Annotated in this window: 13 protein-coding genes; 10 read left to right on the top strand and 3 right to left on the bottom strand. The window is 36.6% G+C overall.

What is annotated here, in order from left to right:
• Positions 1-23: 23 nt before the first annotated feature.
• The 3 genes from MKP09_RS15370 to MKP09_RS15360 form a co-directional block, all read right to left on the bottom strand.
• Complete coding sequence (locus tag MKP09_RS15370) at positions 24-1,382, bottom strand: toxin-antitoxin system YwqK family antitoxin (protein ID WP_240830867.1); 1,359 nt, start codon at positions 1,380-1,382, stop codon at positions 24-26.
• A complete protein-coding gene (locus MKP09_RS15365; RefSeq protein ID WP_240830866.1) occupies positions 1,331-1,729 on the bottom strand; it encodes a hypothetical protein in 399 nt (132 codons plus the stop codon). Before MKP09_RS15365 ends, MKP09_RS15370 begins: the two co-directional genes overlap by 52 nt.
• A 213-nt stretch (positions 1,730-1,942) precedes the next feature.
• The gene (locus tag MKP09_RS15360) at positions 1,943-3,844 is read right to left on the bottom strand and encodes a hypothetical protein (protein ID WP_240830865.1); all 1,902 of its coding nucleotides are present in this window, start codon (positions 3,842-3,844) and stop codon (positions 1,943-1,945) included.
• 279 nt (positions 3,845-4,123) lie between these two features.
• Between MKP09_RS15360 and MKP09_RS15355 the strand changes: the two genes are divergently transcribed.
• The 10 genes from MKP09_RS15355 (at position 4,124) to MKP09_RS15315 (ending at position 12,503) form a co-directional block, all read left to right on the top strand.
• The gene (locus MKP09_RS15355; protein WP_240830864.1) at positions 4,124-4,939 is read left to right on the top strand and encodes an acyltransferase family protein; all 816 of its coding nucleotides are present in this window, start codon (positions 4,124-4,126) and stop codon (positions 4,937-4,939) included.
• On the top strand, positions 4,843-5,226 hold the full coding sequence (locus MKP09_RS28225; protein ID WP_394801085.1) for an acyltransferase family protein: 384 nt from the start codon (positions 4,843-4,845) through the stop codon (positions 5,224-5,226). Before MKP09_RS15355 ends, MKP09_RS28225 begins: the two co-directional genes overlap by 97 nt.
• A 334-nt stretch (positions 5,227-5,560) precedes the next feature.
• Positions 5,561-5,950: a hypothetical protein gene (locus MKP09_RS15350; protein WP_240830863.1), complete on the top strand. Its 390-nt coding sequence runs from the start codon at positions 5,561-5,563 to the stop codon at positions 5,948-5,950.
• Positions 5,951-5,961: 11 nt separating this feature from the next.
• Positions 5,962-6,951: a glycoside hydrolase family 28 protein gene (locus tag MKP09_RS15345; RefSeq protein ID WP_240830862.1), complete on the top strand. Its 990-nt coding sequence runs from the start codon at positions 5,962-5,964 to the stop codon at positions 6,949-6,951.
• Positions 6,952-6,969: 18 nt separating this feature from the next.
• Entirely contained in the window at positions 6,970-7,749 is a 780-nt protein-coding gene (locus MKP09_RS15340) for a sialate O-acetylesterase (RefSeq protein WP_240830861.1), read from the top strand.
• Positions 7,750-8,124: 375 nt separating this feature from the next.
• A complete protein-coding gene (locus tag MKP09_RS15335) occupies positions 8,125-9,462 on the top strand; it encodes an alpha-N-arabinofuranosidase (protein ID WP_490355051.1) in 1,338 nt (445 codons plus the stop codon).
• A gap of 120 nt (positions 9,463-9,582) precedes the next feature.
• A complete protein-coding gene (locus MKP09_RS15330) occupies positions 9,583-10,104 on the top strand; it encodes a metallophosphoesterase (protein WP_240830859.1) in 522 nt (173 codons plus the stop codon).
• Positions 10,104-10,637 carry a metallophosphoesterase family protein gene (locus MKP09_RS15325; protein ID WP_240830858.1) on the top strand — a complete coding sequence of 178 codons (534 nt, stop codon included), beginning with the start codon at positions 10,104-10,106 and terminating at the stop codon, positions 10,635-10,637. The genes MKP09_RS15330 and MKP09_RS15325 overlap by 1 nt, the downstream gene beginning before the upstream one ends.
• An 18-nt stretch (positions 10,638-10,655) precedes the next feature.
• Positions 10,656-11,477, top strand: coding sequence for an SDR family oxidoreductase (locus tag MKP09_RS15320; protein ID WP_240830857.1), 822 nt, complete (start codon positions 10,656-10,658; stop codon positions 11,475-11,477).
• Between the two features lie 156 nt (positions 11,478-11,633).
• Positions 11,634-12,503, top strand: coding sequence for an aldose 1-epimerase family protein (locus MKP09_RS15315; protein ID WP_240830856.1), 870 nt, complete (start codon positions 11,634-11,636; stop codon positions 12,501-12,503).
• Positions 12,504-12,557: the final 54 nt, after the last annotated feature.

The following is a 12,557-nucleotide window of genomic DNA, read 5'->3' as shown; positions in this document are numbered from 1 at the left end:
TTTGTAAGGCGATTGTAGCTCGGTTACCAAAATTTCATTCTCATTGCGGATTGGTTGATTCTATTAAAATAATGCATTGCAAAGAGATTAATTTCCAGCGCATCTGCAACACCATTCTTATAATTTATTTTCAGGAAACCATTTTTGGTGGGAGGTATAAATTCCGCTCCGTTTAGGACTTTGCCATTTTCAAATTCAGCTTTATGGTTATAAATGTAATGACGATAACCCTCCAGTTGTTCAAGGATGTCAAACGAATATTGATATTTGATTTTTCCGTTTTCAAAATAATCAATCAAATAAATCTTATCAACGATTATCTGATTTGCAAAATATCCGTGAAAAGGATTGCCGTTTTTATATTTTCCCTTATAGCTTTCCTGGGGCTTTTCTTTAATTGTAAAATTGAAATATTCAACAGAACTGATTTCTCCATTTTCAAACTTTTCAATGATCGAAATTCCTCTGTCATAATCAGATCCTAATACAATTCTTTCCATCAGTTGTCCATCAACGTATGTTAATTCATCTTCACCCTCCCAGATTTTACCTGAGAAGATTTCATCGTTTTTATACACGCTTTCGTATTTCAATTTTCCGTCTTCATAAATTTTTCTGAAGCCATTCCGTTTTCCGGCTTTCATTTCATATTCTTCTTTTAGTTCATCATTCCAATTGGTAAATTCTTTTTGAATGCCTTCCTGTTTCCCATTTTTATATTGCAATAATTTTACGGGCTCTTCATCGAAATAAAATGAACCTTCAATCGGCAAACCGTTTTTATAAATTCCTTGCGCAAAGAGTGTGTTAGTCTTTGTATTTTGGGTTATTACTTTTCCTTCTTTTTTACCTTTTACGAGTGTGTAAGTTGTCAATTTATCGCTACTTACGTTAGTGAAAATACCTTCATAAGGCTCGCCATTTTGGTAATACGACATTGTTGACTTCCCATTTTCAAATGAAGTTTCTTCTGATATTGTACCGTGAATATATTTTACCGTTTTTTGAATTTTGCCATCAGCATTATAATAAGTTGAAATGCCATCAAATTCTTGATTGCTTAATTCTCTTTTTTGTTTAAGTTGTACTGCAAAATTGTTTCTTGTGTAATATTCTATTTGAAGATACTTCTTGTCTTTTGGTATATTTTTGAAATTAATTTCACTGATTAGCTTTCCGTTTTCATCCCAATATTTTTCTTCGTTCATTGCCCTATTGCCGTATTCAGTCAATTCAAATTTTGATTCTTTTGCTTTCGTTCCGTTTGTCCAATAAACTACTTCAAAATAATATTCCTTTGGTTTTGTTTGATAAGCTTTTTCAGAAGATTCTATTCCCGCGATAGGAGGAACGGGAGTATAAGTTGGTATCTTTTCATCCATTTCCGATCGATCATAATAAGAGTCCGGAATTTTCGGACTAAATACTCCTTTGTATCGATCAGAATTTGTGATACTTCCCGAAAAAGTTCTTTTCCGTTTAGATATGTAGTGATTTTTGATTTCTCTCCCTCTTTGTTGTATTCAATCTTTTGCCAAATGGTTCCATCTTTATTGTAATAAATCAATTCGTTAAGTGAAGATTTGTTGATGCTTTGTTTCATTCCGTTATCAAATCCATTTTCGTCATACCAATAAGCATCCCCAATATATGTATCTTCATTTTCAGGTTTCATGTATCCCTGAAATTGAATAATTCCATTTTTATAATAATCTCTTAGTAATAACATTTCGCCTTCTTTTTGCAAAGGCATCAGCCGATAAAAAGAATGATGCTCTTTGTTGTCTGTTTCCAGTCTTTGTCAAAATAAATCGTATCCTGAGCCTGGATTAGAGTTGTAAATTGCAGACACAAAAGGAAGAAAAAAATGTTTTTGCAGTCATTGCGATAGATTGTTGTTTTCATCAGGTTTAATCCGTCAATAAATTTAAACAAAAGGATATTAATAATACATTTCATAATCCTGATTTGGAATTTCTACACGATTGTCTCCGGGTGTAAACATATCCATTTTGGGCAATGGTATTTTTCTTTTAAAAGTTTCTTTCCATTCTTTTAATGCTCTTTCGTCTGGGTTTTCATCGTCACAAATTTCCTGTGCATAATCCGCAACTATGTTTCCTGTTGATAAATTATAATCCAATCCTACAAAGTAATCGCAAGGTGCACCAAAATGTACGCCCGCACCAATCAAATACCAATCATTGTTTTGGTAGCGGTATATATGTGTGTAGTTCCATTTTTGCCGACTGCCGCCAAAATGATGAATGATAATAGTTCGGTTGGAAATAGATATACTTTCAAATGGATTTCCCATCATGCCGCCATTTTGCGTACCCAAAACAGGAGAAAAAGATTGATGCCAAAGCTTCCATTTGTTTTCTGTTTTTTTGAAAATAGCCAAAGCCTGTGCGAAACCTAAGTCGCCGGGAACGGGCGTTTCATAAACGATTGCCGCTTCATCGCCGGGCTGATTGTCCAAATCGCCTAAGGCTGTTTGTTTAAGTTTCCAAAATTTTGGCGTGAAATCTTCTAACGATGTTGCTTCCGTTTTTGTAATCTTCGAGTCGTAGTTTCCTGCTTCAACAGCTTCATTAAATTCATTAATAGATTGTTGCTTTTGTTGGGCAAGTTTGGGAATGTCTGCACGTACTTCATCAATCTTTTTTGAAAATTGTGGCAATTTCAGTTCACGGATTTTGGAATCATTTCCGAAATAAATTATCTCGCGTATTTCATGCTGTAGCAACTCTTTCTTATTTTCTTCTTTTAAGTTGATGCTGAATTTTTTCTTTTCAATCCAATTGTCGTTTTCATCATAAACGTATTCATAAACATAAGGATTGAGTTGGTTCCCTGTATATTCAATGATCTGCTCGGAAATCAAGTCGCCATGCTTATTATATTTTTTGATATGTTTAGTTGACTTTTCAGTTCCACGCATGTGATAATCCTGCTCAATTCTTTCGGTATAATCTTCGTTATATTCATATTCTGTTTTGTTTTCCAAAGCTCCATTTTTGATCCAGGTTTCTGATTTTATAAATCCTTTTTCATCATATTCGTAATCAACATCCCGATCATCAAATACGTAACCTTCTGTTTTGAAAGGATGATACTTTGATGCGATCCATTTGAAATATTGTTTTTTGGATTGATAAAGCGGCTTTGTTTTGATGAGCATTGTATCGATGAAAGTGTAGATGTCTTCCGGGTCGGGGATGGTATCGTAGCCAATTTCTTTAACTTTAATTACAATCGAATCTTTTATTTTTTGAAAGTCGTATGTAGCAAACCCTTCAAAGTCAAAATCTGTTCCTTTGTAAGTCCGGTAATAAATATCTTCTTTCAATATTTTGTTGGGGTGATAATTTAAGATGTTGTAATAATTTCTTTCATTTTCAGGATTGGGCTCAATCCTATGCAATAGAATCAGGTTTGCGAAATGCTCATCGTAATGAAAATTCTCAATTCGTTTGATATGATCATAAATGTATTCTTTATAACGTTTGCGCCCGTCTTTTAAATATTCTGTATAAGACTGTAGGTAAAAATCTTTGCCATTTATTTTTTTGACTTCTTTTGGATTGTTTTTGGAGTCTTCGATTTTATAATATTTGATGGAATAAACAGGTTTTTTCAAACGGAAGTTTTCTAAATCTTCTTCTGAATTTCTGATCGTATAATTATCCAGATTATTATTTATTTTTTGATAATCTTTTTCTTCTGGTATCATTTCAGTATGATGGTCCGTTAAAGAAGATTTGTTTTCATCTTTCTTTTGAGAACATCCTGTTTGCAATAATTGAACGAAAGCAATTAGAATTAAGAAGAAATATTTCATTACTTGATTTTTTCTTTATCAGTTTATGGTTTTTGAGTTACGATCTTTGTCAAGATAATAAATCACATTTGTTTTCTTTGAAAATTAATTTCTCTGTAGCTGCTGATTTTTATTTCGAAGTGAATAAAAGTATTATTAATTCCAATTTATATAATGTTTGCTTTTTTAGTGATGCAATTTTGAGACGATTTGTATTATTATTGAATCAAAATAGAATATCAAAGTTATTTAGCTAAACTATGTTTGCGTCTATATTTAGATTGCTTAAATAAACAAAAAATGTCTCAAGATTTGTCCCCGCAACTCATGGCCACAAAGCAGCATTTCAAAGTATTGGATGGAATGCGCGGAATAGCTGCAATATGTGTAGTTGTCTATCATTTCATGGAGTTTGTAGTTCCTGATTATCATGATAATTTTATCGCTCATGGCCATCTGGCTGTAGATTTTTTCTTTTGTTTGTCAGGATTTGTTATAGCCTACGCTTACGACAGCAGGGTTAAAAAGATTGGTATTTTGGCTTTCCTGAAATTAAGATTAATAAGGCTTCATCCGCTTGTTATGATAGGTTCCATATTGGGGTTGGTTACTTTTATTTTTGATCCTTTCAGCGATCTCTCCAGTATGTATAGCAATGGAAAGACAGCGCTTATGTTTATAGCATCCTGTTTCCTTATACCATTTCCAACTGTCCCCGAACGCTACTTTAATTTCTTCCATCTCAATCCGCCCACTTGGTCCTTGTTTTGGGAGTATATCGCAAATGTTTTTTATGCCATCATTCTATTTAGGCTAAAGAATAAAATACTTTGGATACTCACAGGTATTGCAGCTATCCTGCTTTGTATTGAATCGTATCAATCCGGTTATTTGGGCGTTGGTTGGGGAGGAGATAACTTTTGGGGAGGTGGTACTCGTATTTTTTATTCCTTTCTTGCTGGCATGCTGGTTTACCGTTTGGGCTATATTATTAAATCAAAGATCGCCTTTCCGGTGATGTGTATTTTACTGGCAGCAGTTTTTTTATTCCTTTTTCAGAAGCCACTAACTTTATCGTTGACCCGGTTATTGTTATATTTTATTTTCCTTTATTAGTTGCGCTTGGTGCTGGATCTTATCTTTCAAAACAACAGGATAAACTGTGCAAATTTTTAGGCGATATTTCTTATCCGCTATATATGATACATTATCCGATCCTTTGGATGGTTTTAAGCTATATCGAAAAGGAAAAGCCTGGCATGCAACAAATGTCTACAATAGTTATCGCTGGAGCTCTATTTCTTATCCTGTTATCGTATGGAGTTGTCGTATTTATTGACACGCCAATTCGTAAGTTTTTAAAAACAAAACTCATTAAAGAAACAACAAGTGTCAAGAAATGAGCAGCGGAAAATTAATACTGAATTTTGGATCGGTCAGTAAATATATGGCATCTTCGTTGCCACGCCCGCCTGAATGAATTCTTTCGGGCAGGCTCGGTTTATCGTCCCGATTATAATTAAGCTCCATTTCCGCTTCCTTCTCCTTCAGTAGAAGGTGTCCACCTATCGCAGACGGATGAGGCACAAAATCGTGGCAGTTTATCCTAAGCCCGTCCTGATGGGCGGTCGGACGGGCTTTTTGAAGGATCGCACTCTTCAACTTTCAATTATAATTCGGCCTGCATACACACCCGATACTTGTCAATGTTAACTAAAAAAATCGGGCGAACATAAAATGCTTTTGTCTGAAAGTTTAAACAACCTTAAATTAGTATCCGCCAGAACTAATGATTTAAATAATATTATGGTACATAAAACGATTAAGATCCTGTTATTGTATTTAGTTTGCTTCACTAATATATCTCTTGCACAGGATAAGTTTCCTGATGGAAGTATTATTCCTGATTGGTTTAGGCAAACTGCAGAAACCGATATAACCAAGTTGGGGAAAATATATAAGATTACCGATCATGGTGTTATTAACGATAGCAATATTTGCCAGACGAAAAGTATACAAGCTGTTATTGATAAAGCATATAATGCTGGCGGCGGTGTAATTGTTGTTCCAAAAGGTATTTATTTAAGTGGCTCTCTTTTTTTAAACCCGGCACTCATTTATATTTAGAAGAAGGCTCTGTGCTAAAAGGCAGCGACGATATTAGCAATTTTGAGATCGTAATGACGCGCATGGAAGGGCAGACTTTGAAGTATTTTGCTGCTTTAGTAAATGCTGATAAAGTAGACGGCTTCACTATTTCAGGTAAGGGCACATTAAACGGTAATGGCTTGCGTTATTGGAAATCGTTTTGGTTACGTCGACAGTTTAATCCCAGATGTACCAACATGGATGAGATGCGTCCGCGTGTCCTGTATGTTTCAAACAGTAAAAATGTACAAGTGTCAGGTATCCGGTTGATCAATTCTCCTTTCTGGACCTCCCATTATTACAAATGTGAAAATCTAAAGTTGTTAAACCTTTATATCTATGCTCCTTTTGCACCCGTAAAAGCGCCCAGCTCCGATGCTGTTGATCTTGATGCCTGCAAAAATGTGCTTATCAAAAATTGCTACATGTCTGTAAACGATGATGCAGTAGCGCTTAAAGGTGGTAAAGGGCCAAATGCTGATAAGGACAGCGTCAATGGTGGAAACTACAATATTATTATTGAAGATAATACCTACGGTTTTTGTCATAGTGCACTCACCTGTGGTAGTGAATCTATTCACAATAGAAATATTATTTTTCGGAGATCGAAAGTAGAAGATGCCAAACGATTGCTGCATTTAAAAATGCGCCCGGATACACCGCAACTGTATGAATATATTTTAATAGAAGACATTACAGGTTATGCAACTAACATGCTCGACATTAATCCCTGGACACAGTTTTTCGATTTGAAAGGAGAATCAGGAATAAAGATGTCTTATGCAAGTAATATTACCATGAGAAACCTGACGCTCAATTGTGATATCGTATTTAATGTTAAGAAATCCGATCAGTATAAGCTTTCTGCATTTACATTTGATAACTTGATAATAAAAGCGATAAAAGATTCTACAGTTCATAAAGACTATATTGAAAACTTTGTTCTAAACAATGTAGTTATAAACGATAAAAAACTGTAACATCAAATAGCGTTAGCCATGTATAGGAAACTCCTGAACTTAGCATTGTTCACTTTTATAAGTATATCTTCTTTTGCACAAGCAGATCCACCTGATAGTAATTTTCATCTTTATCTCTTAATAGGGCAATCTAATATGGCGGGCCGTGGCCCATTAGACGAGCTTGGTGCCACTAGTAATTCAAAAATAGTAATGCTGGATTCTTTAAATCAATGGGTAATTGCCAAAGATCCGGTACACTTTGATAAACCTAAGGTTGTAGGGGTTGGGCCGGGATTAAGTTTTGCTAACGCAATGTTAGAAAAGAATTCAAGGATTAAAATTGGTTTGGTTCCATGTGCCTGGGGCGGGTCTCCTATAAAAGTATGGCAGCCCGGCGAGTCTTACCTTTCTGCGCATCCTTATGATGATGCTATACGAAGAACTAAAATTGCGATGCAGAAAGGTGTGTTAAAAGGAATACTTTGGCACCAGGGGGAATCGGATAATAATCCTGATAAAGCGACTAAATATTTACCTCAATTAGTGGCTTTAGTAAAGCGCCTCCGTAGCGATCTGGATCAGCCTGAATTGCCGTTTATTGCTGGTGAAATTGGTTACTTCAGCAGGAAGAATCATATCAATGCTTTTATTGATCAGTTACCAGATGTTATACCCCATACAATGGTTGTTTCTGCAAAAGGCCTGCAACATAAGGGTGACAGCACGCATTTTGATTCACCATCAGCCAGAACCTTAGGAGTACGTTATGCGAAAGCGATGAAGCAATTACAATCAGGTGCTGTTATTTCTCAATAAAGCATGAAAAATATACTTCAAACGTTTTCGTTTTGCAAGTTTGAATTAATTGTATATTTTCAATTGTCCCAAAAACAATTAAAAAAGCAATTGCCATAGAATAAGCTATATATCTCGTTCTTCGATAATGACAGGTTACTATCGCATCAAGCCAAAATAAAAATATACTGATGAAGAAAGCATTTTTATTACTTATTTACGTTGTCTTTTTTCAGGCATCTATGCGCAGACACCTGTCACGGCAACGCTTAATACAGATGATGCCGACGCGGTAATCAGTAAACATATTTATGGTCATTTTGCTGAACATTTGGGACGTTGTATTTATGACGGTTTTTGGGTAGATGAGAAACTGGATGTAAAAAACAAGGACGTATAAGGCTTGATGTTGTAGAAGCATTAAGAAAAATCAACATTCCTAATCTGCGTTGGCCGGGCGGTTGCTTTGCTGATGAGTACCATTGGAGAGACGGAATAGGCAAACCTTCAGAGCGCCCTAAAATGGTGAATACTAATTGGGGCGGTGTTTCAGAAGATAACAGTTTTGGAACCCATGAGTTCCTGGAACTTTGTACGTTGTTGAATACAGAGCCATATGTGGCGGGCAATGTAGGTAGCGGAACCGTTGAAGAAATGGCAAAGTGGGTAGAATATCTTAACTCACCAGCACAAAGTACAATGACTGAATTAAGAAAGCAAAATGGACGCACTGAACCCTGGAAAGTTACTTATTGGGGTGTTGGAAATGAAAGCTGGGGTTGTGGTGGAAATATGACTCCTGAATATTACTCCGACTTATATAAAAGATACGCAACATACGCAAGAAATTATCCCGGTGCGCCATTGAAGAAAATTGCCAGTGGCGCTAATGCGGGCGATTACAGGTGGACGGAAGTATTGATGAAAAATATTCCGCGCCATCAAATGTGGGGTGTTACACTGCATTATTATACTTTACCAACTGGTGATTGGGGAAAGAAAGGCTCTGCAACTGAGTTTAATGAAACTCAGTATTTCAATACTATGAAAAATTGCCTGCACATGGAAGAACTTGTGCAGAAGCATTCGGCAATCATGGATAAGTATGATAAGGAAAAGCGTGTGGCGTTGGTGGTGGACGAATGGGGCATTTGGACTGATGTAGAACCGGGTACGAATCCGGGATTTTTATATCAACAGAATAGTTTGAGAGATGCGTTGATAGCAGGTACTACTTTAAACATCTTTAATAACCATGCTGATCGCGTTAAAATGGCTAACCTGGCACAGACAGTGAATGTGCTTCAGTCTATAGTACTTACAAAAGGGAAGGAAATGCTATTAACACCTACTTATTATGTGTTCGACCTGTACACAAAACATATGGATGCTAAATTGGTACCATTCAGTTTTACAGCACCAGATTATGTAAATGGTGAAAATAAAATTCCTGCAGTCAATGCGTCTGCATCGCTTGACTCTACAGGCAAAATTCACATTACGCTTGTAAATATTGATGCCAATAAGGATATTATGATCAAAGCTGCTTTAAAGGGAAAATCTTATAAATCTGTAGATGGTCGCATATTAACTTCCGAAAAATTTAATGATATCAATACTTTCGAAAACAAAAATAAAGTGGTGCCGGTTCCTTTTAAAGGTGCTTCAATAGAGAAGGGAGAGCTGGTTGTTAAGCTTCCTAAGCTAAGCGTTATAAGTCTTACATTAAACTAATAGCTTTTAGGTCTGTCGAATATGTTATATGATAATTTCTTAACAAACAAATCTGTGAAAGATTAATTATCGCTATTATTATTGCAACCATTTTGACTCTTAACCTCTAAATCATTTTTTATGAACCGAAAGATTTTCTTGCTGTTTTTTATTGTTAGCATTTTTAGCTGTAAGTCAACTTCGCTGCTTACTGAGTATGGAATTGAAAAAGGAGATGAGTATAGCTCTATCGCAGTTTTACCTGATACACAATATTACACTGCGCTGCGACACGGCGGATCCATGCAGATGTTTCAAAATCAAATTGACTGGATTCTCAAAAATTATAAAAAAGAAAAAATTGCTTACATTATTCATTTAGGAGATATCACCGATCATAACGCACCTTCTGAATGGGAACGCGCCAAAAGCACGATGTACAGGCTCGATGCAACAGGTGTGCCTTATGGCCTGGCTGTTGGCAATCACGATCAATCGCCAAATGGTACACCATCTTTGGGGAGTGATACTACACAATACACAAAACATTTTGGCAAAACTCATTTTGGAAACAGGCCATGGTATGGCGGCGCCTTAGAAATAACAATAATACCGAAACACACTTTGATGTTTTTTCAGCCAATGGCGAAAAATTTTTGGTGATGTATTTCCCTTTCAATCAATCGGGAAGTAAAGGATATAGCGCCGATTATGAAAAACGAATGCTAAACTGGGCCGACAGTGTATTAGCAGCTAACTCAGATAGAAAAGCTATCCTTGTGGCACACAGCACGCTGAGCCGACCAAAGGTTACAACAAGCGGTGATAAACCTGGTGACGGAGATAACAGCCAGCAAAGTAATTTCACTAAACAAGGAAAAGGAATTTATGAAATGGCTAAGAATCATCCTAACGTGTTTTTAATGTTAGGCGGCCATATAGCGGGTGAAGGTTTTCGGAAAGACACGCATAACGGAAATGTAATAAAAACTTATTTGTCCGATTATCAATCGAGGCAAAGCCCTCCATACAGTGGTGCAAAAGATAGAAACGGCGGAAGCGGTACTATGCGCCTGATGAGATTAAATAAAACAAAACAAAAAATAAGTATTCTTACTTTTACGCCCCAGCCAAATGGCACTGTTATAAAAGAGGAGGACGGAGACAGTAAGTTTACTGATGCATTATACAATTAAAAAAAAGATTATTAAATTATGAGCAACACAAAATTTTCTCTCGCAGGTAAGGTAATTATCGTTACAGGTGCAACCGGCGTATTGGGTCATTCTTTTGTTAAAGATTTAGCGGCACAAGGCGCAACTGTAGGGGTTTTGGGGCGCAATGAAAAAGTGGCAGAGGAAAGAGTTGCAGAAATTGAAAGCGCCGGTGGTAAGGCCATCGCACTAATTGCAGATGTAAGTAACCAGCAGCAATTGGAAGCAGCGCTTAAGAAAGTGCTCGATAAGTACGGAAAGGTTGATGGTCTTGTAAATGCTGCAGGCGGTAATCAGCCAGGCGCTGTAGTACAGCCGGATGACAAGGTTTTTGAACTTAATATAGATGCCTTAAAACAAGTGATGGACTTGAACTTATTTGGTACTTTATTACCTACTCAGGTGTTTGGAAAAGCAATGGCCGAAACTTCTGAGCGCGGTAGCATTGTTAATATATCTTCTGTGGCCGCACATGGAGCAGTAACAAGGGTTTTGGGTTATAGTCTTGCAAAGACAGCAATTGAAGCTTATACAAAATGGTTTGCTGTTGAAATGGCCAATCGTTATGGAGACAAATTAAGAATGAATGCTTTGGTTCCTGGCTTTTTCCTTGCAGAACAAAACAGAAGATTACTAACCAATGAAGACGGATCTTACACTGATAGAGGTGATAAAGTAATTCGCAGCACACCTTATAAAAGATTTGGTAACCCCAATGAACTTACAGGCGCGTTAATATGGTTACTTAGCGATGAGTCAACATTTGTCAACGGCACTTCGATAAAAGTTGATGGCGGCTTTACTATTTTTAGCGGTGTGTAATAGCTGCTGATTTTTTATTGTGATACCAACTGCAGTGCAAATGGCATCTTTGTTGCGTCGCACTCTTCATCGTTCGGATTATAACTCATCGAGCTAACGACGCGACCGTTGAGACCTTCGAGGTTTTCAAAACCTCGAAGGTTTATAAAATAAACTATGATTTATACCATTCAAAATAACAATCTACTAATCTCAGTCGCCTCAAAAGGTGCAGAACTACAGCGTATTGAAGACGTAGAAACAGGGCAACAATATATGTGGAATGCCGGTCCGGAGTGGCCTAAATATTCCCCTGTTCTTTTTCCCATTGTCGGCGCGTTAAAAAACGATACATATTTGTATAATGGCCAGCAATATAATTTGCCTCGCCATGGTTTTGCCCGTGATATGGAATTTGAATTATTTCAGCAAACGGATGACACTTTATTGTTTTTGCTGAAAAGCGACGCAAACACTCTTGATAAGTATCCTTTTCATTTTGAATTGTATGTTGAATACGCTTTGATTGAAAAGAGTTTGAAAGTGACCTACAAAGTGCATAACATAAACAAACAAGTCATGTACTTTTCCGTAGGCGGCCATCCGGCTTTTAAAGCACCTATTTTCGAAGGCGATCAATACGAAGATTATGTTTTGGAGTTTGATCAAAACGAAAATGCAGGTAGATGGCTATTGGATGGAGGACTGTTAAAAACCGGCACCGAACCCTTGTTGAACCACACCAATAAACTACCGTTACAGAAAGAATTGTTTTATACAGATGCTATTGTTTTAAAACATCTTAATAGTAATAAGGTTAGTCTGTTGTCGGTCAAAACCGGAAAGGGATTAGAATTTGATTTTACAGGTTTTCCTTATCTGGGTATTTGGGCAGCCAAAAATGCTGACTTTGTTTGCATAGAACCCTGGTGCGGTATTGCTGATAGTGTAGAAAGTAACCAACAGCTTGTTGATAAGGAAGGTATTAACGACCTGAAAGCTGGTGAGTATTTTGAAAGAAGCTGGCGTTTTTCGGTAATATCTTAGTTGATACCCAAAAACATGACTGGGTTCGTCGTTCTGACCGAGCGGCTGAAAGCA

This window comes from Paraniabella ginsengisoli (genome assembly GCF_022513635.1).
GTDB lineage: Bacteria > Bacteroidota > Bacteroidia > Chitinophagales > Chitinophagaceae > Niabella > Niabella ginsengisoli.
Note: the sequence above shows the minus strand (reverse complement) of the source record. Positions and strands in the feature narration are given on the sequence as shown.